This is a genomic window from Williamsia sp. Y712, from assembly GCF_059445525.1.
Map to the genome: position 1 here is coordinate 343333 of NZ_JCAIUN010000002.1, position 26228 is coordinate 369560.

At 62.8% G+C, this 26228-nt stretch carries 24 protein-coding genes and 1 pseudogene; 10 read left to right on the forward strand and 15 right to left on the reverse strand.

The features are described from left to right. The first annotated feature begins 162 nt into the window (after nt 1-162). The 3 genes from AC1D75_RS16445 to AC1D75_RS16455 all read left to right on the forward strand — a co-directional run bounded on the left by AC1D75_RS16445 (nt 163) and on the right by AC1D75_RS16455 (nt 3002). A complete protein-coding gene (locus AC1D75_RS16445; protein ID WP_495516403.1) occupies nt 163-999 on the forward strand; it encodes an alpha/beta fold hydrolase in 837 nt (278 codons plus the stop codon). A 117-nt stretch (nt 1000-1116) separates the two neighbouring features. Then, nucleotides 1117-2079 (forward strand): helix-turn-helix domain-containing protein, encoded by a 963-nt coding sequence (locus AC1D75_RS16450; protein WP_495516404.1) that lies wholly within the window; start codon nt 1117-1119, stop codon nt 2077-2079. 128 nt (nt 2080-2207) lie between these two features. Next, nucleotides 2208-3002 carry an AraC family transcriptional regulator gene (locus tag AC1D75_RS16455; protein WP_495516405.1) on the forward strand — a complete coding sequence of 265 codons (795 nt, stop codon included), beginning with the start codon at nt 2208-2210 and terminating at the stop codon, nt 3000-3002. Nucleotides 3003-3147: 145 nt separating this feature from the next. Here the strand turns inward: AC1D75_RS16455 and AC1D75_RS16460 are convergent, their stop codons facing one another. The 3 genes and pseudogenes from AC1D75_RS16460 to AC1D75_RS16470 all read right to left on the reverse strand — a co-directional run. Then, the gene (locus tag AC1D75_RS16460; RefSeq protein ID WP_495516406.1) at nt 3148-4608 is read right to left on the reverse strand and encodes an MFS transporter; all 1461 of its coding nucleotides are present in this window, start codon (nt 4606-4608) and stop codon (nt 3148-3150) included. A 58-nt stretch (nt 4609-4666) separates the two neighbouring features. Further along, nucleotides 4667-5329 carry a class I SAM-dependent methyltransferase gene (locus tag AC1D75_RS16465; RefSeq protein WP_495516407.1) on the reverse strand — a complete coding sequence of 221 codons (663 nt, stop codon included), beginning with the start codon at nt 5327-5329 and terminating at the stop codon, nt 4667-4669. 96 nt (nt 5330-5425) lie between these two features. Then, nucleotides 5426-5611, reverse strand: a pseudogene (locus AC1D75_RS16470) (FAD-dependent oxidoreductase); the annotation flags it as partial. Nucleotides 5612-5705: 94 nt separating this feature from the next. On the opposite strand from AC1D75_RS16470, the gene AC1D75_RS16475 reads away from it, so the two are divergent. Continuing rightward, nucleotides 5706-6299, forward strand: a complete 594-nt coding sequence (locus tag AC1D75_RS16475; protein WP_495516408.1) for a helix-turn-helix domain-containing protein — start codon at nt 5706-5708, stop codon at nt 6297-6299. Nucleotides 6300-6360: 61 nt separating this feature from the next. Beyond that, nucleotides 6361-7392, forward strand: coding sequence for an oxygenase MpaB family protein (locus AC1D75_RS16480; RefSeq protein WP_495516409.1), 1032 nt, complete (start codon nt 6361-6363; stop codon nt 7390-7392). A gap of 27 nt (nt 7393-7419) precedes the next feature. On the opposite strand, the gene AC1D75_RS16485 is transcribed toward AC1D75_RS16480, so the two are convergent. From AC1D75_RS16485 to AC1D75_RS16495, 3 genes are all read right to left on the reverse strand, one after another. Next, nucleotides 7420-8631 carry an alpha/beta hydrolase family protein gene (locus AC1D75_RS16485; RefSeq protein WP_495516410.1) on the reverse strand — a complete coding sequence of 404 codons (1212 nt, stop codon included), beginning with the start codon at nt 8629-8631 and terminating at the stop codon, nt 7420-7422. Continuing rightward, nucleotides 8628-9719: a homogentisate 1,2-dioxygenase gene (locus AC1D75_RS16490; RefSeq protein WP_495516411.1), complete on the reverse strand. Its 1092-nt coding sequence runs from the start codon at nt 9717-9719 to the stop codon at nt 8628-8630. Before AC1D75_RS16490 ends, AC1D75_RS16485 begins: the two co-directional genes overlap by 4 nt. A gap of 62 nt (nt 9720-9781) precedes the next feature. After that, nucleotides 9782-11134, reverse strand: a complete 1353-nt coding sequence (locus AC1D75_RS16495) for a hydroxysqualene dehydroxylase (protein ID WP_495516412.1) — start codon at nt 11132-11134, stop codon at nt 9782-9784. A 256-nt stretch (nt 11135-11390) separates the two neighbouring features. Here AC1D75_RS16495 and AC1D75_RS16500 point away from each other — a divergent pair, with 256 nt between their 5' ends. The 4 genes from AC1D75_RS16500 to AC1D75_RS16515 all read left to right on the forward strand — a co-directional run bounded on the left by AC1D75_RS16500 (nt 11391) and on the right by AC1D75_RS16515 (nt 14759). Then, nucleotides 11391-11900, forward strand: a complete 510-nt coding sequence (locus tag AC1D75_RS16500; RefSeq protein ID WP_495516413.1) for a hypothetical protein — start codon at nt 11391-11393, stop codon at nt 11898-11900. 185 nt (nt 11901-12085) lie between these two features. Next, the gene (locus tag AC1D75_RS16505; RefSeq protein ID WP_495516414.1) at nt 12086-12694 is read left to right on the forward strand and encodes a DUF6611 family protein; all 609 of its coding nucleotides are present in this window, start codon (nt 12086-12088) and stop codon (nt 12692-12694) included. Between the two features lie 29 nt (nt 12695-12723). Beyond that, on the forward strand, nt 12724-13752 hold the full coding sequence (gene corA, locus AC1D75_RS16510) for a magnesium/cobalt transporter CorA (protein ID WP_495516415.1): 1029 nt from the start codon (nt 12724-12726) through the stop codon (nt 13750-13752). A 170-nt stretch (nt 13753-13922) separates the two neighbouring features. Further along, nucleotides 13923-14759 carry an alpha/beta hydrolase gene (locus AC1D75_RS16515; protein WP_495516416.1) on the forward strand — a complete coding sequence of 279 codons (837 nt, stop codon included), beginning with the start codon at nt 13923-13925 and terminating at the stop codon, nt 14757-14759. Between the two features lie 13 nt (nt 14760-14772). Here the strand turns inward: AC1D75_RS16515 and malQ are convergent, their stop codons facing one another. The 7 genes from malQ to AC1D75_RS16550 form a co-directional block, all read right to left on the reverse strand. Then, nucleotides 14773-16899, reverse strand: coding sequence for a 4-alpha-glucanotransferase (gene malQ / locus AC1D75_RS16520; protein WP_495516898.1), 2127 nt, complete (start codon nt 16897-16899; stop codon nt 14773-14775). Between the two features lie 37 nt (nt 16900-16936). Continuing rightward, nucleotides 16937-17338 carry a VOC family protein gene (locus tag AC1D75_RS16525; protein ID WP_495516417.1) on the reverse strand — a complete coding sequence of 134 codons (402 nt, stop codon included), beginning with the start codon at nt 17336-17338 and terminating at the stop codon, nt 16937-16939. 438 nt (nt 17339-17776) lie between these two features. Beyond that, the gene (locus AC1D75_RS16530) at nt 17777-19894 is read right to left on the reverse strand and encodes a xanthine dehydrogenase family protein molybdopterin-binding subunit (protein WP_495516418.1); all 2118 of its coding nucleotides are present in this window, start codon (nt 19892-19894) and stop codon (nt 17777-17779) included. After that, nucleotides 19891-20889 carry an FAD binding domain-containing protein gene (locus AC1D75_RS16535; RefSeq protein WP_495516419.1) on the reverse strand — a complete coding sequence of 333 codons (999 nt, stop codon included), beginning with the start codon at nt 20887-20889 and terminating at the stop codon, nt 19891-19893. Before AC1D75_RS16535 ends, AC1D75_RS16530 begins: the two co-directional genes overlap by 4 nt. Beyond that, the gene (locus tag AC1D75_RS16540; protein WP_495516420.1) at nt 20886-21461 is read right to left on the reverse strand and encodes a (2Fe-2S)-binding protein; all 576 of its coding nucleotides are present in this window, start codon (nt 21459-21461) and stop codon (nt 20886-20888) included. Before AC1D75_RS16540 ends, AC1D75_RS16535 begins: the two co-directional genes overlap by 4 nt. 54 nt (nt 21462-21515) lie before the next feature. Next, a complete protein-coding gene (locus AC1D75_RS16545) occupies nt 21516-22898 on the reverse strand; it encodes a bifunctional phosphatase PAP2/diacylglycerol kinase family protein (RefSeq protein ID WP_495516421.1) in 1383 nt (460 codons plus the stop codon). A gap of 49 nt (nt 22899-22947) precedes the next feature. After that, nucleotides 22948-23367 carry a PaaI family thioesterase gene (locus AC1D75_RS16550; RefSeq protein ID WP_495516899.1) on the reverse strand — a complete coding sequence of 140 codons (420 nt, stop codon included), beginning with the start codon at nt 23365-23367 and terminating at the stop codon, nt 22948-22950. Nucleotides 23368-23556: 189 nt separating this feature from the next. Here AC1D75_RS16550 and AC1D75_RS16555 point away from each other — a divergent pair, with 189 nt between their 5' ends. Then, nucleotides 23557-24183, forward strand: coding sequence for a TetR/AcrR family transcriptional regulator (locus AC1D75_RS16555; protein ID WP_495516422.1), 627 nt, complete (start codon nt 23557-23559; stop codon nt 24181-24183). On the opposite strand, the gene AC1D75_RS16560 is transcribed toward AC1D75_RS16555, so the two are convergent. Both AC1D75_RS16560 and AC1D75_RS16565 read right to left on the reverse strand, forming a co-directional pair. Beyond that, the gene (locus AC1D75_RS16560; RefSeq protein WP_495516423.1) at nt 24156-24920 is read right to left on the reverse strand and encodes an adenylate/guanylate cyclase domain-containing protein; all 765 of its coding nucleotides are present in this window, start codon (nt 24918-24920) and stop codon (nt 24156-24158) included. The two genes, AC1D75_RS16555 and AC1D75_RS16560, sit on opposite strands and share 28 nt — an antisense overlap. A gap of 43 nt (nt 24921-24963) precedes the next feature. Continuing rightward, the gene (locus AC1D75_RS16565) at nt 24964-26202 is read right to left on the reverse strand and encodes a fatty acid desaturase family protein (protein WP_495516424.1); all 1239 of its coding nucleotides are present in this window, start codon (nt 26200-26202) and stop codon (nt 24964-24966) included. Nucleotides 26203-26228: the final 26 nt, after the last annotated feature.

Sequence of the window (26228 nt, forward strand, 5' to 3'; positions counted from 1 at the left end):
GCACTTCGCTGTACTCACAGCGCACTGCTGTCCGGCGTGGTCACGTGCTCGCTGAGTACATAACCGTGCACATACCTTCAGCTCGGCCCGCGGCAACGACCCTATGTTGTTCTCCGACAGAACATATGCCACCGAGGCCTGGTCGACCAGGAAGGACGAATCATGCCGATGTACACCGCTCTGGACGGCACGGAGATCTACTACAAGGACTGGGGCGCCGGCCGTCCGGTGATTCTCAGTCACGGCTGGCCGCTGAGTTCGGACAGCTGGGAGGCCCAGCAATTGTTTCTGGCCTCCAACGGCTATCGCGTCATCGCCCACGACCGCCGCGGCCATGGGCGGTCCACCCAGGCGTGGGACGGCAACGAGATGAACACCTACGCAGACGATCTCGCCGGCCTGATCGAGTTCCTCGACCTCCGGCAGGTCACGTTGATCGGCTTCTCCACGGGCGGGGGTGAAGTATCCCGGTACGTCGGCCGTCGCGGCACCAGCCGAATCGCTCAGATCGTGCTCGTATCGGCGGTGCCTCCGTTCATGCTCAGAACCGACGACAATCCCGACGGTGTGCCCGTCGAGGTGTTCGATGGGATCCGGGCCGGATCGCTGGCCGATCGCTCACAGACGTACCGCGATCTGGCCGATGGCCCGTTTTTCGGCAACAACCGTCCGGGCCAGAACGCATCGCAGGGCATGCGCGACGCCTTCTGGCGGCAAGGACTCCAAGCCGGTGCCCGTAACGCATACGAGAGCATCGCAGCCTTCTCGGCGACCGACTTCCGGGAAGACCTTGACACGTTCGATGTGCCGACCCTGGTAATTCATGGCGACGATGATCAGGTCGTGCCCTTCGCGGTCGGTGGTAGAGCCTCCGCCGAGCGGATCAAGGGTGCCGAACTCAAGGTCTATCCCGGTGCGCCGCATGGAATTACTGACACTCACAAAACAATGCTCAACAACGACTTGCTGGCCTTTCTCGACGCCTACACCGTCCCCTGAGCTGACTATGGCAACTCATAGCGCGGGATATCCGCAATCGGCGTACCGTAATTGCATTCATCGGTTCTTCGAGGTGGTGCCGTGGTCTTCGACAGTGTTGACCGAGCGAGGTGACGCATGCCGGTCATGTTTCATTCCTCCCAACTTCCTGTGCACGAGCGAGCAGATGCCCTGAAGTCGATCTTTCTCGATCAGAGTTGGCCCCAGGATGTCGCCATCGGAGATCCGGCCGCCGCCGATGCGGTCCTGGAAATGGCCGAGATCGGACGGACCAGTATCTTCCAGGCATACATCACCGGGATCACGTTGAGCCGCAGGCCGAAACAGATCCGGACCGGGCCTTCAGAGGTGCTGGCACTGGCCCGGCAACGACGGAGCATCGGTCGGCACGATCAGTTCGATGTGCAGCGTGACGTACATCCCGGCGAGTTGATGCTCATGGACATGAACGCGCCCTACTCGTTCGGATGGGATGGCCCCGGCGCATCGCAGGCCCTGTACGTGCCCGTCGATCAACTCGGACTCCCGCGCGAGGTGACTGTGGCGGCTGCCTCCCGCCTACCCGCCAGCCCGCTGTACGCAATGGTCGGCTCGCATATCGCCGAACTGTCCGCGACTGGTGATGCGCTCACGGCCACCCCTGCGGCACCGGATATCGACGAGTCCATGATCGAACTGACCCGCGCAATGCTTGCCTCGGCCTACAACGCCGACTATGCACGCGGAATGATGGCCGAGGTGCTGTTGCCCCGCATCCGTGGGTATATTCGGCAGCACCTTTCGGAAGCATCGTTGTCGCCGGACCGGATCGCGCGGGCCCACGACATCTCCACCCGAAAACTGTTCCGGCTCTGCGAAGATGCCGACTTTAGCCTCGAGCAGTGGATCATCACCAGCCGCCTCGAAGGCAGCCACGGCGAACTCGCGCGCCCGGAAACCCAAGGCGTGCCGATCGCCACCATTGCTCGGCGCTGGGGCTTCACCAACCCTTCCTACTTCACGCGCCGCTTCCGGGAAATGTACGGGCTCACTCCACGCGCATGGCGGGACATCGCCACCTACGAGAACACCACCCGATGACACACTCGGGCGAGGTGGCGAATCCGGTTCGCATCGGTCTCGCTCCGCACCTGGTGGTGTCGGAAACTCATCACGGTCGTGGGAGTAGATCCGTCAACTGTTGGGGCCTGGGCGACGGGGTCTGGCTGATGAACCTCCGCTATCACGGACTGGCGGTGTCCTGCCCCCGCAGCACACGCAGTGATCCAGATACGCGCGTACTCACCATTGCCGTTCTGGAGCCGGGCGACTGGACTCTGGTCAGAGACGGAATGCGTCCCGGGCAGCAGCCCGGACGTCCAACACTCGTCGCACTCGATCAGTCGAGCACCTTCGACTTCCGAGGCCACGGGCATGGGTCCGCGATCGCCGTCCACATCACCCACGCCCGTCTGACGCTTTCCATCGAGACCGTGCGCCGCGGTCTCGACAATCTTCATCCCGGCCTCCCCGTGTACTCCCTCGCACTGGACCATCTGCAACGACTCGGAAATCTCGCGGACGTCAATTCGGACCTGCTTGCGACGTTGAACACCTCCACGGTCGGCGTTATCCGGTCACTGCTGATCAGCGCGGCCGACACCGCCCGACCCGTCAGCGCTGCCGACAACCTGATCACCAGAATCGAGCGGCATATCGAAACCCATCTCGGTCGCCCGGATCTCGGTGCCGACACCATCGCCACCGCCCACAACATTTCCGTGCGCCAGCTCTACAAGACCTGGCCACAGAAGCACGGCACCCTGGCCGGTTACATCGCCTCGCGGCGCCTCGTGCAAGCGCGGTCTTCACTGCTCACTCACCAGCACCTGAGCATCGCTGCAATCGCCCAGAAGCACGGATTCACCCACGCGACCCATTTCACCCAACTGTTCAGAACGACGTACGGCGTCACACCTTCCGGGTGGCGGCGGGGCAACCAGCCATTGTCCAGACGACGCTGATCCGTCGTCGCACCTGCCGGGGGTTGCGGTAGTACTGGCCGAGAATTGGGCGGATGTGGCCCAGCACCCGGGTGTCGCCCGTTCAGACGTGGTCGGGCAGATACAGCCGCTTGACGGCTGTCAGCTACCCGGTCGCGAAATATAGCTAGGATCGCTGCCTGTCTGTGCGGAGCATCGCAACAATGACCACCAGTGCTCCCGCGAACAGTGCCGTACCCACGGTGAAAGCGACCGTGTAGCCGGTGAAGGTGCCATCGAGTAGTGCCTGCTCGGGTGGCACGTCGGCACTGGCGTTCACGTGGCGGCTCAACGCTGCTGCGTAGAGGGTATTGAGCAGTGCGACACCTAGTGTGCCGCCGATCTGCTGGCTGGTATTGAGCATTGCGCTCGCCACACCTGCGTCGTGAGGTTCGATACCGGAGAGAGCCACTGTGGACATCGGCACGAACACGAGCCCGAGCCCTATGCCCATCATCAACTCTGATGGCAGCACCGAACCGAGATACGTCGACGAACTGTCGAGAGTGATCATCCAGGCCAACCCTACTGTCGCGGTGGCCATTCCGAAGGTCATAAGTGGTTTGGGGCCGAAGCGAGGCAAGAGCGAGGACGCGAGTGAGGCAGTGCTGATGATTCCCACGCTGAACGGCAGGAACGCAAGGCCGGCCATCAGTGGCTCGTATCCGAGGTTCACCTGTAGGTAGTAAGTGATAAACAACAACATTCCGAACATACCGGCACCGAGAAGGAATGCGGCCAAGTACGCGGCGCCGCGGTTGCGGTCAGTCACTACTCTGAGTGGGAGTAGCGGATGTGTGGTGCGTGCTTCTACGAGTACGAAGGCGATCAACAGAACGATGCCGACAGCCAAGGGGATGAGTGTCTGAGTAGCGAGCCAGCCGACGCCGTCCTTACCTGCTTCGGTGAAGCCATAGACAAGTGCAACCAGTCCGACGGTGACCAGGATTGCGCCGGGAATGTCGAACCGTCGGGGTCCGTCAGCGCGGTCCTCGCGCACAGTGGGTACTGCGAACGCTGCTGCGACGATGGCGATCGGGATGTTGACGAACAGACACCATCGCCAGTTGGCGTACTCGGTCAGAATGCCGCCGAGGAGGAGGCCTACGGCTCCGCCGCCTCCGGCAACGGCGCCGTAGACGGCGAAAGCTTTGGCGCGTTCACGTGTTTCGACGAATATCACCGAAATCAGGGCTAGCGCCGCGGGTGTGACGATGGCTGCGAAGACTCCTTGTAGCGCTCGTGCGCCGAAGAGCACAGGTGCGTTCATCGCCACGCCGCCGAGCGCTGAGGCTGCGGCGAATCCGAGGAGGCCGATGATGAACATGCGTTTGCGGCCGAGCAGGTCGGCCACTCGCCCTCCGAGCAGGAGGAGGCCGCCGAAGGCGAGGGTGTAGGCCGTGATGACCCAGTGCCGCTCGGCGTCGGCGATCGACAGTGCTGATTGCGCATGTGGGAGGGCGATATTCATGATCGATGCGTCGAGCACGACCATCAGTGTCGAGGTCGCAATGACGATCAACGCGATCCAGCGCCGCGGATCTACCGCAGCCGACGTGGTGTCCGGCGCGGCGATATTAGAGCTCATCGAGAATGTGTCCGTCCTGTGTTTGCGTGAACTGATTCCGGTACGTGAGTCGTGAGTTCTAGCGGTCGACGCGGCGGAGCGCGATGACGTTGTCAGTCACGGTGGCCGTCTGCCCGTTAGGTCCTGATGCGGTTCGCCGTGCTGCTTCGACGCGTATCGGCTGCCAGTGATCGTCGACGAGGTCAAGTTTGACCAGGGTGTCTTGTGCTGTCGGGAACCGAGTGTCAGCGTCTTGGTTCCAGGACCAGGGGGCGGTCGAGGCATGATCGACGATCAGAAGCACACCCTGCAGTGCGACGGTCGCTGCTGCTCTACGGAGGACTCGTTCTCTGGGGATGCCAATCGGAGTGTGGAAATACTGTGCGGACACCAGATCGAAGGATCCTTCCGGAAAAGACTGTGAAACATCGCATTTCTCGAAGGTCACGTTTGCCGTAAGGCCACGTTCGCCGGCTTGGGTGCGGGCGCGTTCGAGCACAGTGGCGGAGACGTCGATGGCCGTGACCGTCCATCCTCTGCCTGCGAGCCAGAGTGCGTCCCCTCCTTCGCCGCAGCCGATATCCAATACCGATGCCGGAGTCAGGTCGGCGGCGATATCGGAGAGGATGGCATTGGGTAGACCCGTCCAAGGTCGAATGTTCTTCTGGTAGTGCGGTTCCCAAAACGACTCGGACGCATTGGCGGGGTGTGGGACGTTAGAACTTTCTTTATGGTTGGTCACTGTCATCCTTCAGTTCGGTGAAAATCCGTGTCGCCGTTCGCCGAGTACTCGTTCGCACACTTCCGCTTCCGCTGCGGCGGAGAACGCATCAGGTGCTGCGGGGGCAGTCGCCCCGTCCCGAGTCGGGGAATTGTGCACTCCCTCGGCGGGCGCATTGCGGGGGCGTCCGGCATCGACAACGATCACCGAGCGGCGTGAACGCGCCAGTGTCACCGCTGCGCTCAGCCCAGCGGCACCGCCACCGATCACTGCAACATCCCAGGTACGGGATCGATTGTTCATGTCTTGTCCGTTCATTGTGAGTACCCCCACGATGAATATGAGCTGCCCGAACACTCGGTGACAAGTTCCCTTGCTGATCTGTCAAGATGTAGCCATGAACTCCGATATGAGCACTTACCTGGAGCAGACCATCAGCGCAGTCGGGCCCCGGCTACGTGTCCTTCGCAAGCTGCGCGAGACCACTCTCTCCGACCTCTCCGCAGCCACCGGGATTTCCGAGAGCACGCTGTCTCGGCTGGAGTCGGGACAGCGTCACCCGACCCTCGAGCAACTACTCGCTCTGGCGAGGACGTACCGGATGCAGGTCGACGAAGTGATCGGTGGCCCGTTGACGGGGGATCCGCGGGTTCATCTGCAGCCGGTGACCCGGTACGGGATGACATGGCTACCGCTCACCCGCCGCGCCGGAGGAGTGCAGGCACACAAGCTCATTATTCCGGCGGCACGGTTCGGTGACACGCCGACACCTTCCTCGCACGAAGGGTACGAATGGCTGTACATACTCAACGGGCGGGTCCGACTCGTTCTCGGAGACCAAGATCTAGTCCTCACCCCCGGCGAAGCGGCCGAATTCGATACCCATGTCCCGCACTGGTTTTCTACCGCAGATGACGCATCTGCTGAGCTGATCATTCTCTTCGGCCAGCAAGGTGAGCGCGCGCATCTTCGTGCCCGGTCAGAGCAATGACGACCATGCGGCGGGCAGTGAGCATTGACACGTCAGTGAGACAAATCTACACTTTCGTCTCATGACAGACTTGCCGACCGCTCCCGTGGACGAGGGCGGGGATGAGGCAACCAGCGCTGAGGCGCCAGTTGCGCGAGCTGACGACTACGCACCTCTCGGCCCCGACTCGTTGACCTGGCAGATCTGGGGCACCTGGACGGGCATGTTCACCGGACTGTGGGCCGGATCGATGCAGAACATGCATCCCAAGTTGGGCGCCGCGGTCTGGGAACACTCCGACTTCTTCGGTGAACGCTGGCAGCGGTTGATGCGATCGCTCTACCCGATCAGCGGAGTCGTGTTCGATGGCGGCACGCAGACCGGCCGTGAGGTTCGCGACTATCACCGAGACATCAAGGGCCACATGGAAGATGGCGGCCGCTACCACGCACTCGATCCCGATGTCTTCTATTGGGCCCACGCCACCTTCTGGTACGGCAACATCCGGTTGTGCGAGCGCTTCGGGCCGTGGCTGACGGAAGACCAGAAGCGGCAGCTCTTTGAGGAGTCGAAGGCGTGGTACGCCATGTACGGCGTCTCGATGCGCCCGGTTCCCGATACGTACGAAGATTTTCTGGCGTACTGGGACCACATGTGCCGCAACGAACTCCGTGATCATCCCGCGGTTCGCACGGTGCTCGACATCGGCCAGTTGCCGCCTCCCCCGTTTCTCCGGTTCATTCCGACCGGGTTCTGGGAGCGATTCATCGCTCCGGGGAATCAGCGGTTCTTCATGTGGATGACCACCGGTTTCTATGACGAACCGATCCGCGAGATGTTGGGCCTCGAGTGGTCCGCCCGGGACGAGAAGCTGTTCACGCTCTACGGCAAGGGCGTGAATCTGGTGATGCACCGACTGCTTCCCCAGCGGATGCGGCGCCATCCGCGCCCACGCGATGCCTGGGATCGGGTCAATGGGCGGGTGGCGAAAGACGCCCCCCTGGTGGAGACACCGGAACGCAACCTGCCATCAGGTGCAGAACGCGACAACCCCATGCACTACTGCCCTGTCCACGCTGCCCGGCGCGCAACCTATCCACTGCGCATCGACTGATTGCCCGGACTGCGCCCAGGCCCGGCCTCACCGCGCATGTCCGGATTGTGTTGCGACGGTACGTGAGTCCGTCAGGTGGTCTGCCCACCCGTGCTCGCTCAGCCACGTCGTGATCCGTCCGACAGCGTCTGCCAGGTGGGCCTTCATGTTCGGGCCCGAGTAGTAGTGCGTCGCTCCCTGGACTTCATAGATTTGGGCGTGGGTGTTCACGAACGCTTCGTGGATGCGCCGGGTGTGGCTGGGCGTGCAGGCATCGTCTGCGGTGTTCCCGATGACCAGGACCGGCACTGTCACCGATGGTGCGCAGGCCGCCGCATCGGCGTTGGCATCGTCCAGGCTCCACTGCGACAGCCAGCTCCGCAATGTGCAAAACCGCGCCAGTCCAACAGGACTCATGTTCACAACCTCGGGATCACCGAGGTAGCAGACCCCCGGTTCGCGATCATTCGGGTCGACGGTCGGATCAAGCCAGCGGGGATCGGCCATCGTGCCGTGGACAACAAACGAAAACTCGTCCACCTCACGCCCAGCCTCCCGCAGTTGAGCCAGCTTGGCCTTGACCCACTGGGTGATTCGACGATTCCGAGCCTCCTGCGCCGCTCGATAGCGGGTCAAGAATTCTGGACTGTACGGCGGCTGATTCGGATTCGACGGGTTGTAGAGGTCGAGTTCGGGATCTCGGACCGACGGATCATGCTCGTCCAGTATGGACGCGTCGATCCACTCGGTGAGGGTCTGGTGGCGGGAAACATGGGCGGCAAGCAACATCAGACCATCTGCCGGCGGCATCGCCAGCGTCGTGAGGTCCGGTCCGTCCCCCGACGGTGATGCGGTGACGGTGGGATGTTCGGCCTGGGCCTGATAGAACGTCGAGAGCGATCCGCCGCCACTCCACCCGGCGAGCACGATATTCCGATAGCCGAGGACGTCTTTGGCGTGCCGCACACATGCAGCCAGGTCTTCGGTGACCTTCTCCATCAACAAGGCCGTATCGTTCCCGCGGTACCGGCTGTTGCAATAGATCACATGATGACCCGCACGGGCGAGAGCATTGATCATGGGCAGGTAGGCCCCGCCGCCGATCGGGTGCATGAACACCAGAACGGTGTCGGCGTCGGAGTCGCCCCGGAGTAGATGTCCCTCCAAAGCGACGTTCTCGCCGGTTCCCCCGTAAATATCCCGCGCGAGCGAGGTTTCGGGAAAGACGACCAGGAACGGGGTGCGGCGGTAGGTGCTCATGGTTGTTCCTCGCTGGTTCGGCTGAGGTCGGCGTTGACGGTGAGCGGACGATGTACGTCGATGGACATGACAGACCAGTTGACCCGGTCGTATTCGTCGGACTTTCGGCGTGCCCGCGCCCGGGCCGCCTCGGGTGGTCCGTGGTGGATACCTTGGGGCGCATGCGAAATGAGCCCGGGAGGCATGGGGATCCCGAACAGATCACCGCTGTGGAACAGTGCCACCTCATCGTAATCGGCGTTGCGGTGATACCACGGAAGCCGTTCGGTACCAGGACGTGATTCAGCAGGACGCGGCAGGAAGTTCAGGACCGCAACGCCTTCCGACTGCAGAAATATCTGGGCGGTCGCCGGCAGATGCACGCTCTCCGACAGGATCGGGTTGTAGTGGCGAATGTTGAACTTGAAGGGGAAGTAGTCGCCCTTCCAGCCTTCGACGTCGCACGGGTTGTGGTCGTACTCGAGCTCTCCGGTGGCGTCTTGCCGCACCAAACGGACCCGCCAGGTGGGTCCACCATCGGTCAGCACCTCGGGATCGGGCACGAAGGCCATCGTCGGATCGAACGGATGGTGCCGCCCCAGGACGCCGGGGGCAGGAACCCGGAACTCTTCCACCGATTCCACGATGAGTATTGCGTGTTCGCCAGGGTCGGGGACTTGCCGGTAGGTCACTGCCTTGGGCAGCAGCACCCAGTCACCCGGTTCATAGGGAATCCGGCCGAACTCGGTCTGGAAGACGCCGGTGCCGCGGTGCACGAACATCAACTCGTCGCCGCCCACATTGCGTGTGAAGAAGGGCATGGTGGCGCTGCGCCGACTCAGCAGGAAGCGGACATCCGCATTGGAGAACAGCAGCAGCGGTGCACCTTCGGCGTCGACGAGGTCGGTGGGTTCGAGATCGTCGACCATGAGATCTGTTGGTGCGATCGTTCCCGTCGCCCGATATCGAGTGGGGTCATTGCGGCGATAGAGCTGAGCCTGCCGGCCTACGAAGCCGTATCGCCCGAGTTCGTCGTCTTTGAGACCGTCGAGGTCCCGGTGGACGTGATCGGGGGTTGTTCCCTTGCGGAACTGGACAAACGACTCCATCTGCCGAACTCCTTTGCAGTTGCGGTGAATCGCCCCATCGGACGAGGCCGCGATGAGATCGATCAGGCCGGCTGGTTCGCGTATTCCAAGATGACCTCGACCGCCCGCGCCGCACTCTGACAGGCGCCTTCCATGGTGGTCGTCCAGTCGGTACGGGTCCAGTCCCCTGCCAGTGCCAATCCGTGCACCGCGGTCCGCTGGTCGGGTCGGATACCGGAGGTGCCGGGGCGCTGCGCGAACGTGGATTTCGGCATGCGCACCACGTGGCTGTGGATCACCTCCGCATCGGCGGCTTCGGGGTAGTACCGACGCAGCGTCTCCATCTGGATATCGGTGATCTCGGCATTGGTCTTTTGAGTGAGGTCGTATGCTGCCGAGACCGTCGTGGAATAGAAATGGTTGCGTACCGGGTCGCGCCCGTGCATCTGCTGGCGATCCCAGACCTGCTCGAGAACGCCCTCTCCGCCGTACAGGATCTCACCCCAATCGGTCATCCCGATCGGACGGTCGAGGTACAGGTTGACACTCACGATCGGCACCGGTGTCAGGTGTTCGATGGCCGCGTAAATCTGCTCGTGACCTGGTACTTGATCGAGTAGGCCCTTCACGTTCCACACCGGAACTGCGCAGATGACGGCGTCGGCTGCGATCCGCTCGCCGTCATTGAGGAATACACCGGCAACCGTGTCGTCGACCACGTCAACCGACGCGACCACCGCCCGGTTCCGCACTTCGACACCGTGATTGGCGAAGGCCTTGTGAGCGCCGTCGATGAACAGGGTGTCGAGATCGACGGTCGGGTAGCCGATCGAGATCGGCGTTTTGGTCTGGCGGGCCTGCCGGATCCCGGTGACGAGCAGATCGGCCGGCACCTTCGCCGAAGAGATGTCGGGTTTGTCTCCGGTCAGCCCGATCACGATCCCGTCCCACAGGGCATCACGTGCCGACTGCGGCATCCCGATCCGCCGGAACCATTCGTCGGCCGTGATGTCGTCGAGCCACGCGGGCTGGCGTAGTGCCTGGCGGATCAGGGTGACCTGCGCGCGTGCAGTCCGCAGCCGGTCCAAACCGGTGACGCCCGGAAGATCACCGATCGCCGTCCGCAACCCGGCGACGCCACCGAATGCCGAACGCCGCGTCTCACCGCCGGGCATCCTGACCGTCATATGTCCGGGGAAGCAGACGTTCTCGCGCGTGCCCACGCTGTCGAGGTATCGCATGAGATGGACATACCCGCTTGCGAAGACATGCTGCCCGTTGTCAGGGACGTCGTCGACGACCTCCAACGGCATGGCGATCGTCCGACCACCGAGCGACCCTCGCCGTTCCAGCAGCGTCACCCGATGGCCGGCCTCCGAAAGCCATACCGCCGACGCCAATCCGGCCAATCCCCCACCAATGACCACGCAATGCATGCACAGAGGGTAACCGTCAACATTGACCGAAAGGTGCGATTCAAACAGTCCGATGCTCGCGGCGTCGAAAACGCGAGTGCGGCAAGCGAGGTCGCGGAGTCTTCATGTGCGCACGTTTAAATAGCGTCAAATTTCGGTGATGGCCCGTGACGGCCCTAAAGGTGCGGCGTAATCGTTGGGCATGACCGATTTTTCTCAGGTTCGCCGCCATGGTTGATTCAGCACTCCTCGCTCTCTCCGGAATACCCGCACGGCGATGATCATTCATCCCGACCGCAGCGCCATCAGCGCGTTGAGTTCTGGGCCGATCGCTTACTTCGGTCGTGACGACAGCCTCAAGCGTGCTTCGCAAGACTTCACACCGACCTGTCGGACGCACCCGGCCACGCGCCAAGACCACGGCATACCCGGTGTCGTTGTTGTCGATGTGGAACTCGTTGCAGCGTCAAGAGTTGTCTTCGGCATCGATTGGCCGCGCCGCGGCTCGGGGTCGATCGAGCGCGCGGTGGTCAACACCGTCATGCAATGGACACTTGACTTCGGTGTGGAACGTGTCCTCATCGCCAGTCTCAAACACGACACCATCAGTCCTGATCGCCCATTTCATCAGTGGGTCAGTTCACTATCCAAGGGAATTTGGTATGACCATGCGCTCAATGGCATGCCGGCTCCCTCAATTGCGTCAATACTGCTGCCCGCCACCATGAAACCAAGCAGTGCTGCCGAAATGATCAATGACTGGAGGAGTGGTCCGCGTGCGGACTGAACGGTTCGCCGGCGCGCCCCGGGCAGTCCGGCAATCGCTCGAATCTATTTGGCCAGAACCGAACTCACCGAAGACGGGCCCGATCAGGTGACTGCGTGTGAATCACGTCAAGATCAACAAGTTGAGCGTCAAAAGTACGTCAGGATCGCAGCTGAGCTGCCTCGAGTAGGAGTACAGATGTGACTATGAGTGAAGATTCACGGGGAACAAACGGGCACGACGGATCCTGCGTCGGCCATCCTTCGCCGCTGGACGTTCTGGGACGGGCGCCGCGTTCCGGTACCGACCGGTGGTCCCGGTTGTGGGAGGGTTCGCAACTGTGGGGGTCGTGCGAGCACAGTTATCTGCGTTACGGGATGTGGCGCGTGCGGATCACCATGTATCCCCCGGGCGCATCAACTGCTGATCGCCGACGTATCCGGGTCTGGCGGGGGTGGTCGACGTGGAGCATCGCGGCGTGGTTACTGGGAACTGTCGTGTTGCAGTCGTGCGGGGTTCCGGCTGTTACCGCACTCGTCATGTCCATTGTGGTCGCGATACTGATCGGGCTCGCATGCATGCAATATGTGGGGTCGCTGCGACATCAGGTCAAGACAGTTGCGGTGTTGACGATGTCAGGGTGCACAGATCAAACGGTTCTCGGTCGGCGCGACAAATTGGTTGCCATGGCGGACATCATGCTCGTCGCAGATCGCGCGCTGAAGGGCGGCATCATCGATCCCGTTGAGCACGAACTTGTTTGGCAGCGCATATACGACGAGATCGGCTCGTTGCAGGGCGCTCCGGTGAAGTGACTGCCGGCGAGCCCGGCAGACGGACGAATATGGGTTTGGGTGTGGCGATCATCGACAACGCCGTCTACGTCGACGGCAAAAGAACTGCAAACCCCGAGAGCCTCGACATCACCTATGACGTGATGCAGGAACGTCACGGGATGTCCTGGATTGGTTTGTACAGACCGGACCGTTCCGAAATCGACTCGGTGGCAGAAGCATTCGATCTGCATCACCTGGCTGTCGACGATGCGGTCGCCGCGCATCAACGACCAAAACTCGAAGGGTATGGCGATCAGCTGTTCGTGGTGCTTCGGCCGGCGCGATACGTCGGTCGTGCGAAGCGGGTCGAGTTCGGTGAGGTCCACGTCTTCATCGGCCCGGACTTCGTGGTCACTGTCCGCCACGCCGAGTCGCCGGATCTCGCCAGGGTGCGGCTGCGACTCGAATCGACGCCGGAGTTGTTGTGCCTGGGCACCGAAGCTGTCCTCTACGCGATCATCGATCAGGTTGTCGATGAATACCAGCCGGTTGTCGCCGACCTACAGGCCGACATCGACGAGATCGAAGACCAACTGTTCACCGGCCAACCCGAGGTCGCCCGCCGGATTTATGACCTGTCACGAGAGGTGCTGGAATTCCAGCGGGCGACCGTTCCTTTGGTGACCATGATCGAAGCGCTCCGCGAAGGCTCGGAGAAATCCGACGTCGATATCGAACTGCGCCGCAGGCTTCGTGATGTTCTCGACCACACACTGCGCATCACGGACCGTGCCGAAGCCTTCCGCGCCACTCTGCAGAACGCCCTGTCGGTCCACGCCAGCCTCGTGACACAGCAACAGAACGAAGAGATTCGCGCGATGACGCAGGTCAGTATCGAGCAGAACGAGCAGGTGAAGCGCATCTCGTCATGGGGTGCGATCCTGTTCGCACCAACCCTCATCGCCGGGATCTACGGCATGAACTTCGAAGCCATGCCCGAGTTGGCCTGGGCCGGCGGCTATCCCATGGCCGTGGTGTTGATGGTGGCGGCGTCGGTGGCCTTGTACGTGGTCTTCCGGCGACAGAAGTGGCTGTGACGTGCAGGGGTGCTTTGTTGCCGAAACGATGAATCAGGCACTCTCAGAACAGAACTGTGCACGGTTCGGTCGGTTGACAGCCGGGACTGGCCAGTACCTTCCTCACAGATCGGGCACATCGGCCGACTCGACGCCGCGCGCGGCGGTTGTTTCGAGAAAGGACCCTCTCCATGACCAGTTCTGCAGCAACCCCGGACACGATCGTGTTGATCCACGGACTCTGGATGACCCCACGTAGTTGGGAAGGCTGGGTGACGCATTACCAGGACCAGGGCTACAAAGTGCTGACGCCGGGATACCCCGGGTTCGAGATCGAGGTCGAGGCGCTTCGCGAAAACCCCGATGTCATCGCCAACCTCACCGTTCCCGAAACAGTGGATCACCTCGCCGCGGTGATCGAGTCGGTCGCCACACCACCGATACTCATCGGTCATTCGTTCGGTGGAACGCTCACCCAGCTACTGGTGGCCCGTGGTCTGGGATCCGCAGCGGTGGTGGTGGACTCCGCACCCACCGAAGGTGTCCGAGTCAATCCGCCATCGCAGATCAAGTCGCTGTTTCCCATCCTGAAGAACCCGGCCAACCGACACAAGGCGGTCGGTTTCACCCCGGAAGAGTTTCACTACGCTTTCACCAACACGCTGTCTGCCGAGGAGTCCGCGAAGGTGTACGACCGCTATCACATTGCCGCACCGGGTAATTGGGTGTGGGCGTACGGTTTGATCGCCAACTTCAAACCAGGACACCAGGAAACGTGGGTCGACTACAGCAACGACAACCGCGCGCCGCTGCTGTTCATCGCGGGCGGAGCCGACCACATCATGCCCGCGTCGGTGAACAAATCGAACGCAAAGCACTATCACAAGTCGTCGGCACTGACAGACTTCTACGAGTTCGAAGGTCGATCACATTGGACGTGTGCCGAGCCCGGATGGGAAGCGGTTGCCGACTATGCGCTCGAATGGGCCCTCAAGAATGCCGCTGCTCCCCCGGTGGCCACCACGTAGAGCCGCCGGCGGGCTAACGGTCGAGCGCACGTACCAACCGGACAAAGCGCTTGTTGTCGGCCAGATCTTCGACCAGGACCGGGTTTCCGTCACCATCGGCCAGCGGGATCGACCAGTTGGGATATTGGCTCTCGTCGGTACCCGGCTGATTCTGGATCCGGCGTTCGCCCACCGCGTCGACGAGTGCCACTCCGAGGAGTATGGACGGACTGCGCGCGATCAACGCGTGCAGTCCGTCCACCACGGCATCTGCGTCGGCGTCGTCGCTGATCAGTCCTCGATCACGGGCCATCTCGATGATGGCGTCCCGATCGCGGGCATCGAGCGCACGTTCGGTCGCCTCGTCCTGTTCGAGGAGTCCGAGTTCTGCGCGCAGGCGAATATGTTCTCCCGCCAGGTATCCCGCTGTCGGCGGCAGGTCATGGGTATTGACCGAGGTCAGACACAACCGGCGATATGACTCTGGCGGGATCGGCGCAAGGTCGCCGTGTTCGAACCACAGAATCGATGTCCCCAAAATGCCACGCGCGCTGAGGTAATCCTGCACAAACGGCTCGAACACCCCGAGGTCTTCACCGATGACCACCGCACCCGCGCGTTGCGCTTCGAGTACCAATATCCCGATCAGCGCCTCATGATCGAAACGCACATAGGTGCCTGCGGCCGGTGATGCACCTGCCGGGATCCACCAGAGCCGAAACAGCCCGAGGATGTGATCGATCCGTAAGCCTCCGGCGCGACGCAGCACAGTCCGGAGCATGTCCCGATACGGGAGGTAGCCTTGTTCGGCCAGACGCCAGGGATGCCAGGGAGGCTGATTCCACAGTTGCCCTTGCTGATTGAAGGCATCTGGTGGCGCGCCCACCGACACGCCGGTGGCCAGCGCATCGCCAAGGGTCCACGCGTCCGCACCGCCCTGCTGCACCCCGACCGCCAGATCGTGAATGATGCCGATCTCCATACCGGCATCGAGCGCAACCTGTTGTGCAGTTGCCAATTGCTCGTCGCAGATCCATTGCAACCAGCTGTAGAACGCAATTCGATCGGCGAACTTGAGCCGAAGATGCGCCACACCTTCGGGATCGCGCAGTGATTTTCGCCATTTCGGGCTGGCCGCACCGTATTTCTCGATCAGCGCACACCACGTCGCGAACTCGAGCAGACCCTGGCCTTCCTCGGCGAGATACTGCTCGAGTTGCCCACGGCGACGTGGGCTCAGAGGCACTCGGAAGACGGATTCGAGGACCCGTAATTTGGCCCGGTAGACAGAGTTGCGGCGGATCCGGTGGGGATCTGTGTTCAGCTTTGCGAATTTTGCGGCATAGGACCGCATCTCGTGGTGTGCGTCATCGGATAGTTGCGAGGCCTCCGGGATGTCCTCGACACGAATGTAGACGGGATTGACAAAGCGCCTGGTGGTCGGAAGATATGGAGACCTTTCCATCGGCGGTCTCGGCTCGGCGGCGTGCAATGGATTGATGAGGACGTAGTCGGCGCCGTGGACCGATCCGGCGATATGCGCGATGTCGGCGAGATCGGACAGGTCGCCGATCCCCCAGGATCGACGGGACCGCACCGAATACAGTTGCGCTGCAAGACCCCACCGTCGGTCATGGGAAAGCCTGTCTGCGGTTGTCAACCGCTGCGGAGTGACAGCGAGCGTGCACTGCGCGACCGGAAACTCGTCCGAGTCGTGTACGACGCCGACTGCAGCATGCAGCGTGTGCCAACCGGTGGGCAGCCCGGACGGGATGGCGAACGTGGCCTGGCCGACGAGCTGTCCGTCGATCTCTCTGGGGTCGACCCAGATGTTGAGTTGAGGGACGTCAACCCGGTCTCCGTCCTCGGTCTGTATCCACACCCGCACAGCCTCACCGTGTGGGACGTGGACCGCGATGGTGGCGTCGGAACCTGCGGTCACCACCATCGCCGGCGGCAATGTGCGTCGCCAGGGACCGAGCTCGAGATCGATCAGCGCCTGATCGATCTCGTCCACCGACCCTGCAGGGATGCCGAGCGCTCCGAGGATGTGTTGCAAGGTCTCGGTGGAGACGTCGCGGTGTGTCTTGTCCCAACCCTCATAGGACGTCGCGACGCCGCAGCGTTCGGCCAGATCTCTCAGTTGCTCGACGTAGCCCACGATCTTGATGCTGCCAGGTTCTGCCAGGTCGCGCTGATCAAGCAACCGGCGGTTGGTCCGGTGTTCGCAGATCTTTGCGCAACGGGTGGTCCGCAGGTACCTGCACCAAGATGATGGTCGTGCCGTCGGGGTCGGCGATGTGCATCTCGATCAGGCCCCAGGGTTCGGACCGGGCTTCGCGCACGATCTGAACGCCGCGCCCCGCCAACTCGGCTTGGGTGGCGGCCAGATCACGCACCTGCAGCCACAGCACGGTCGTACTGGGTGCCGCGCCCTCCGAAAGATGGGCGGCGACCTCGATGAGGGTGCCGCCCGCGAAGAACACGGTGCCGCCCGGGTACTCCCGAGAGATCGCAAGTCCCAGCTGATCTCGATAAAACGCCAGCGTGGTGTCGGGGTCGGCCGGGCGCAGGATGATTCGGCCACTGAGAACGTCCATGTGTCTTGTCTACCGGACGAAACGAAACTCCCCGCGCGGGGACCACAATGGCGCGCGGAGCGAGATCCGGAACCGTCTTCGAATCCACCTGACACGCGTCGGGACGGCATCGTCGGCGGGTGCGCGGGTAAGTGGTATTGATGGAGGTGGAGTGCATGCGATGCAGAATCTCGTCCCTGCGCTCCGGTCGAAACCGGAAGGCACGAAAGTGCCGCTTGATGCATAGGAGTTCGACTGTGGGACAACCGATACCAGCCCCTGAACCGCCCCGGCCCGAGCCCGGACCCGGTACCGAACCTCCGACTCCGATCCCCGATCCGGAGCCACCGCTACCCACGCCCGATCCGGTCCCCAGTCCGCCCGGACCCGACCCCGCGACCCCGATGCCGGGACCGAAGGTCATCTAGAGCCGGGTCAACGTGTGAGACGGACCTGTGCTCACCCACGCAGTGACGGGTCGATGAGCGGTTGGAGTTTGTCGGCCCGCACTGGGAGGTCCCTGATGCGAACGCCCGTCGCATGGAAGACTGCGTTGACGATGGCAGCTGATGAACCCACATTTCCGATCTCGCCGATCCCCTTGCTGCCCATCGGATTGAGTTCGTCGTCCTCCTCGTCGATCCACACCGCCTCGATGTCGCGGACATCGGCGTGCGAAGGCACGTGATAATCGGCCATGTTCTCGTTCCCGAACCCGCCGTAAACGGTGTCGGGTATGCCCTCTTCCATCAATGCCATGCCCAGTCCGAAGGTCATCCCTCCGATCAGCTGGGAGCGGGCCAGTTGCGGGTTCAGGACCCGGCCGACAGCAAACACGCCGAGCATCTTCTCGACAGCGACCTCTCCGGTGTCGACGTCCACCGACACGCGCGCGAAGTGAGCGCCGAAAGCTTCCCTCGGCAGTGTCTTCCGAGCCTCGACGTCATCGCTGGTGTCCGCGACGACCTCCAGCGACTCACGCGGTACGCCAACCTGGTGCACGCGATATCGCAACTCACTACAGGCCTTGTGGACGGCAGAACCCCACGACGATGTTCCCGATGAACCCCCTGCGCCCGGTGCGGTCGGTAGTGCACTGTCGCCGAGGTGCAGACGAACCCGGGCATAGGGCACCTCGAGTGCGTCGGCCGCAATCTGCGTGAGCACGGTACGGGCACCGGTTCCGATATCCGAAGCGGCCACAGAAACGTCGAATGAGCCGTCCGGCCGAGCGCATGCGCGAGCGCTACTCGGCGAGGTGAGTGCGGGATAGGAAGCGAGGGCGACTCCGGTGCCGATGAGCTTTCGACCGATCTGAGTTGCCGCCGGTAGAGGGTTTCGTCCGGCCCACCCGAACCGCTCTGCCCCGACCCTCAGCGCACGTACGACATTGCGTGAGCTGAACGGAACCCCGGTTGCAGGGTCCGCCTCCGGTTCGTTCTCGATCCTCAACTCGATCGGGTCGACGCCGAGTTCGTAGGCGAGCTCGTCCATTGCGCATTCCAGCGCATGAATGCCGGGGCACTCCCCTGGTGCCCGCATCCATCGCGGGGTGGACACATCGAGCGCCGCCACCCGATGGCTCGTTCGACCGTGCTCGGACCCATAGATGTGCCGGGTTCCTTCGGCGGTCTGTTCGACGAACTCCATGATCCGGGAAGTCTGCTGAACGGTGTCGTGACACACCGCCGTGAGGCGACCGTCGGTATCAGAGGCCAACGCCACCCGGGAGAATGTCGGTGTCCGGTACCCAACGAACCTGAATGTTGCCGACCGCGGTAGCACAATACGAACGGGCCGCTGCACATGACGTGCGGACATCGCGGCCAGGACTGCGTTGGGCCTCGTGCTTCCCTTACCACCGAAGCCGCCGCCGACGTGCTCCGCGATCACCCGGACGTTCTCGGGGTCGATGTCGAACACCGTTGCCAGATCCGCCGCGACACCGGACGGCGCCTGCGTCGAATCCCAGACCGTCAGTCTCGTGGCATCGCCGGTCTGTTGCCACCACGCGATGCTGGCATGCGGTTCCATCGGGTTGTTGTGCATCGCAGGTGTTGAGTACCACCGGTCGACAACATGTTCCGCGGTGGTCAGCGCGGAATCCGGATCGCCGCGAACCGAATCGGCAGGAAAGCCGCCGTTGGCCCCGTCCGGCTCATAGAGATCCGGGTGGTCGGCGCGCAGGATGTTGTCGAACTCGGTGGCCTCCTCATAATCGATCGCCAACGCGTCGGCAGCAGCCTGCGCGGACTCGGCCGACGTAGCGATCACCGCGGCAACGATCTGACCGCGATAGTGGACGTCCGCGGACTGCAGGACGTGCAGTTCGGCATCGTCGATGCTGTGCAGTCGCGGTGCGTTCTGGTGCCACAGCACTGCGATGACTCCCGGGTGTCGCAGCGCCGTGTCCACATCGACGGAGAGCACCCGTCCGAGCCTGATCCGCGCACCGACGTGACAACAGTGTGCGACTGCGATGCCGTCCGGGCTCGGACGGTCAGCGGTGTACTGAGCGAGACCGCGCACCTTGTCGGCACCGTCGACCCGATCGTGTCCGACTCCCAGTGCCGTCATCGCGATACTTCCTCGGTAGGTGTCAGGTCGACAAGTACTTGCGCCGCCAGTGCTGTGAGCATCGGGACCTTGAACGCGTTGTCCGCCAAGGGTTCTGCTGCCCCGAGCTCGATCCCCATCGCGGTCACGTATTCAGAGCGGACTGCCGGCCTGCCGATCAGGGCGCGTTCGGCAGTGCGGGCACGCCATGGCTTGTGGGCGACGCCGCCGAAGGCGATCCGTGCCGTCACCACATGGCCGTCCGCCACCTCGAGGACGGCAGCCACGGAGACAAGCGCGAAGGCAAAGGAAGCACGGTCCCGAACCTTCCGGTACGTCGAATTGCGCGCCGCAGGCAACGGCGGTACCCGCACCGACACCACCAGCTCATCGCGACCCAGAGTGTTGTCCGATTCAGGATGTTCACCGGGTAACCGATAGAAGTCGTCGAAGGCGATCTCCCGCCGGCCTGCCGGACCGATCACGTCGAGCTGTGGGTCGAGTACCGCCATCGCGACCGCCATGTCGGATGGATGAGTTGCCACGCAATTCGGGGAGGCACCGAGTATGGCCATCTCGCGGTTGATACCCGAAAGGGCGGAACAGCCTGATCCCGGTTCGCGCTTGTTGCACGCTTTGCCCGTATCCATGAAGTAGGCACATCGTGTGCGCTGAAAGAGATTTCCCGCAGTGGTGGCCATGTTTCGGAGCTGTCCCGACGCGCCGTCGAGGAGGGCTCTGGACAGTACCGGATAGTGCTCGCGCACAATCGGATTCGCGGCCAGCTCACTGTTCCGCGACGTGGCGCCGATGTGGAGGTACCCCTCATCATCGAGTTCGATGGTGTCGAGGGGTAGCGCTGTCACGTCGATGAGAGTCGCGGGTGCGCTCACGCCCAACTTCATCAGATCGACCAGATTGGTACCACCGGCGATCAGTTGCGCATCAGGATCGGCGCCGAGTTGGTCCACGGCCGAATCCAAGCTCGAGGGAGCGACGTACTCGAAGGTCTTCACGACACTGCCCCCGGCTCGTGGACCTCACCGGCGACCCCGCGGACGGCGGCCAAAATATTTACATAAGCGCCGCAGCGACAGATGTTGCCACTCAATCGTTCTCGTATCTCGTCGTCCTCGAGCGCGAGGTCCTTGGCCGTGAGGTCTTCGGTGGCAGCACTCGGCCATCCGTTCTTGACCTCGTCCAGCATCCCCACAGCCGAACAGATCTGTCCCGGCGTGCAGTAACCGCATTGGAGCGCGTCACGATCGACGAAGGCCCGTTGCAGGTCTTCACCGGTGGACGTATGGGCGATGCCTTCGATCGTGGTGATCTGGCGGCCCTGTGCGGCGACGGCGAATACCAGGCAACTGACCACCCGCCGATCGTCGAGCAAGACGGTGCACGCACCGCACTGCCCGCGATCACAACCCTTTTTGGTGCCGGGTGCTCCGGCACGATCCCGCAAGGCATCGAGCAAGGTGGTCCGTGGGTCGCAATCGATGGGAACGTCGGTGCCGTTGATCGACAGGGTGATGCGAACGTCAGCCCCCTCGGCTCGAACGAAGTCTGGTGGGGGTTGATCATCCATGCGTTCGACGTACCCGCGGCGGACGCGGCGCAAACCAACACCGCATCGGCCCGATCAGCGATAGACGGTGAGGGCGCGAGGTTCGAGATTCATCACGATGTGGTCCACGGGATCCTCGACCTCACCGTCGTGTGCGACGAGGATAGGGCCCGACCGGGAACGGACTTCGATTCGATCAGACTGCACCGAACGCAGCACCCGGCTCCGCTCGACGGTGCCGAAGAGGGATGCGATTACGGCGATGGTGCGGCCGAAGCGCTTGTCGGCGCGGAGATACTGCAGGTCCAGAACCCCGTCGGCGAGATCGGAACGGGTCCCCGGGTTCAGGCCACGTGGCCAGTAGAGACCGTTGCCGACAAAGACGGCCCAGACCGGATGTTCTTCGCCGTTGATGTCGAGCCGGATCGGCTTTGTGCCCTTCAGGGCGCGGTACAGCGAGTAGGCCGCGGCCGGCCACTTGCCGATCTTGTGCTCCAGGCGTTCTCTGAGTCGAACCATGCCGGGGTAGCCGCCCAAACCGGCCGTGTTGAGGAAAAGCGTCCCGTTGACCCGCCCGACGTCGACTGTCCCGGCCGATCCGGTGGTCACGGCCGCGGCGGTTTCGGCGTAGGTTTCCAGGTCCAGTGTGCGAGCGAAGTGGTTGAGTGTCCCGGCCGGGAAGACTGCCAGGGGAAGATCGCGGTCGATCGCCAGCTGGGCAACCGTGGCAACGGTGCCATCTCCCCCGGCCACGGCCAGCGCCCGGGCATCGGACGGGACCTGTTCGGACAGTGGGGTCTCGGGATCCCACTGAACGATATGAGCCGATGGGAGAACCTCGAGGATGCGTTCCTTCGCGCCTTCGGAACTGCCGGCTTTGGAGTTGATCACAACGGTCAGACCTTCTCCGCCGGGTAGTGCCGGCGCCACACCCGGAGCGGTCCGGGCCGGGCCCGCCGGTGCCGCGGGCCACAGGTGGTGTCCGGCCAGAGCCACTCCGGCCCCGACTGCTGCGCCCGCGAGGACGTCGCTGCGGTAGTGGACACCGAGATGGACCCGCGAGTAGGCAACAGCCGTGGCCAGCGGCGCCAAGACGATCAGAGTGCGCGGGCGCTCCAGAGCCGCGCCCACGGCAAAGGCCGCCGCAGAAGCGCTGTGTCCACTCGGGAACGACGAGGTCCAGGGCATCTTGCGAAGTGCAGGCGGGAGCAGCGGATCAACCGGTGGGCGGCCGCGGCCGAACAGCGGCTTGAGCACCGCATTGGACAGCAGACTCGCTCCGGCTAGCGACCCGACCCCACGCAAACCCGCACGCCGATAACGTTTTCCGCTGCAGGCAAGGACGCCCGCAACGGCGAACCACAGTTTGCCGTGATTGGCCGACAACGTCAGATAACGCAAGGCCGGCTCGACCACGCCCGGTTCGTGCCCGACAGTAGATCTGCTGCTTTTTCTCACCTGTGCAGTCTAGGTAGAGCGGTCGGACCCGGGCGGCAACACTGCCCGATCAGCTGTGGATGATGCAGGTGGTAGTGCCGTGGGCAATCAGCTTCCCTGCTTCGTCGTAGATTTGGCCTTCTGCGGTGGCAGTGCGCCGCCCGGTGTGGATCACCTTGCCGTGCCCGATGATTCGGCGTCCATCGGTCGGCACCGAGCGAATGTAGTTGACCTTGAGTTCCAGGGTTCCGTAGCCGACACCAGGCGCCAGCGTGGTGTGCACGGCGCACGCCATCACCGAGTCGAGCAGGGTGGCACAAATGCCTCCGTGCAGTGACCCGATCGGATTGGTCATATCCGGCCGGGCCCGCAGACTGAACTGCACCACACCCTCTTCCAGGCTGTCGATCTCCATGCCCATCAGTTGCGAGATGTTCGGTGGTTGCTGCGGAAGCGAAGTCAGGAAGCGAAGGACCTCGAGGCCGTTCATCTCCTCGATGCGCGGCGCTGCTGCGTCGGGAGATACAGAACCTGAAGATGCAGTGTCTGACGGTGCGGCCTGGGCAGTCATGGGCGATCCCTCCTGGTAGATTATGGACCAGTCGATCCATACATTGCGATCCTAACACCGCAGTGGACCGATCGGTCTATCCACTATGGCGAGAGGGAACGAGGCGCCGTGACGGGCTATCCGATGCAGCAATTCGATGGCACGGCCGGGCCGCGAGAGCGCTTGGTCGGCACGGCGATAGATCTCGTTCGACGCCGAGGTGTTTTCGCAACGAGTGTCGCGGACCTACTCAAACGCAGCGGTTCTGCCCGAAACTCCATCTACCAGCACTTTCCCGACGGGAAATCGGAGCTCATCGCCGATGCCACCACTGCTGCCGGCGAGCAGATAACGGCGTTCATCGCCGACCTGACAGCCACCCGGACCCCGATCGATGCCATCGACGGTTTGATCAAGTGGTGGAAGAGGGAATTGGTCCGCTCGGAGTTCGCGCTGGGGTGTCCGGTGGTGGCTGCCGCCATGGCAGCGCCGGACGAACCCCTGGTTGCGGCCACTGCCAACGTCGCGTTCGACCGGTGGCGAGATCTCGTGGCGCAGGCAGCGGTGGCTGACGGTGTCATCGAGACCGCCGCCCAGGATTTCGGTCTCTTTGTGGTGAACGCGATCGAGGGTTCGATCGTGCAATGTCGCAGCCAAGGAGACGTCAGATCACTGGACGTGGCGGCCGAGCAGTTGAAGGCGCTCTACCTGTCGCTTCCAAAGGAAGATCAACCTTCGTCGGCCACATCGTCGTAACGCGGTACAACTGCGTACACGATGAGATCTTTGGGCGTGCCCTTGGCGCGAAAGCGTCTGCGCCGCTTGATGTATTTGCTGTCATCGGTGGCCGCCAACGTTGCTTCGGTCGCCAAGACCTCACCGGCTGAGGCGGCGTCGGCCACCCGGGCCGCGATATTGACGTCGACACCGAGGAAATCATCGCCGACGGCACGCGGCTCGCCCGTGTGTAGGCCCGCACGGAGCGCGGGCCGATAGCCGTCGAGCGTGATTGCGCTGACCGCGAGTCCGGCTTCGTGTGCGGCCTCGATGGCATCGGTTCCGTCACGGAACACCGCCATCAGGCCATCGCCCAGGTACTTCGTCACGGTCCCACCACGCCGGGTGATGATCTCCTCACTGGCGCGATTGACCTCGCCGAGTAGTGACAGGACGGCGTCGTCACCCGCGCCGAGAGCCCACGTGGAAAATCCCACCAGGTCGGTGAACAAGATCGTCACCGGGCCACCTGCGGGAGTGGAACTGCCGCGCCGTGCGACGAGTGCCTGCCACGATTCGACGGCAGCCAAACCGAGCTCGCGTAAGGCACTGGGTGCTTCACCCCTCGCCTGGGCGATCAGACCGGCGACCCGGTCAGAACTGCGCATCCGGTCCGATTTCACCTCGGCCCCGGCACCCGGGGTTCTGATCCGGACAGCACGCGCGACCCGCACCACGGTCGCGTTGCTGTCGGACCGGGCCAGGAACTCCCCCACCTGGCGGGCCCCGTCTCGCGTCTGCGCAAAACGACCGGCGATGTCAGGCCACCTTCACTTTCGAATCGCGTAGTTCACGCAGGGCGGTGCGTAGTCCTCGACGGCGTCCGGTTTCCGGATCTGGACCGAAGCTCGTGTGCATCCCCTCGCGGACGTTGAAGCGAAGTTCCGAAGCGGTCTCGGGGGCATCGTCGACGGTTGCCGAGAGCATCGCATTGGGAAGCGCCAACTTCGCGATGGTGCGGAAGGTCTGCAGATACTGATGTGCCAGTGATCCCGTGGTGTACGGCAGGTCGTATTTGTCGCACAGTTCGCGGACGCGGACACCGATTTCTTCGTAGCGGTTGCTGGGCAGATCCGGAAAGAGATGATGCTCGATCTGATGACTGAGATTGCCGGTCATGAACCGCATCAGCCGTCCGGCGCGAATATTGGCCGACCCCAACATCTGTCGCAGGTACCAGCGGGCCTGGTCTTCACTTTCGTATTCGGCTTTGGTGAACTTCTCGGCGCCGTCGGGAAAGTGCCCGCAGAAGATGACCGCGTACGTCCAGTAGTTCCGAATGAAGTTCGCCGTGAGATTCGCCGTGAGCGTGTGTTTCCAGTTGGGGCCGGACAACGCCGGGAAGATCACGTAATCCTTGGCGGCCTGCTTACCGACCTTGCGGCCGATGATCTTGAGGTCTTTGACGACGTCACGCATGCTTTTCTCACCCTTGCGGACCTTTTCGGCCTCGACATGGTGCAGCGCCACCCCGTACTCGAAGAAGGTTCCGAGAAGGAAGTTGTAGACCGGGTTCCCGAGATTCCACCACTCCCAACGTTGGTCACGGGTGACCCGCAGGATCCCGTAGCCCACGTCGTCGTCGAGGCCGACGATGTTGGTGTATTTGTGGTGGATGAAGTTGTGGGAGTGCTTCCACTGAACGCTCGGGCACGTGGTGTCCCATTCCCATGACGAGGAATGGATTTCGGGATCGTTCATCCAGTCCCATTGCCCGTGCATGACGTTGTGCCCGAGTTCCATGTTTTCGATGATCTTGGCAACGCCGAGCATCGCCGCACCGGCGATCCATGCCGGCCTCTTGTGGCTTGCGAACAGCACCGCACGACCACCGGCAGCCAGACCCCGTTGCAACGCAATGGTTCGGCGGATGTACCGGGCGTCCGACTCCCCACGGGATTCTTCGATGTCCCGGCGTATCGCGTCGAACTCCCTTCCGAGAGCCTCCACATCGGCCTCGGACAGGTGTGCGTATCGATCGATATCGGTGATCGCCATTGCAATTACCCCCTGTGTTACTTGTC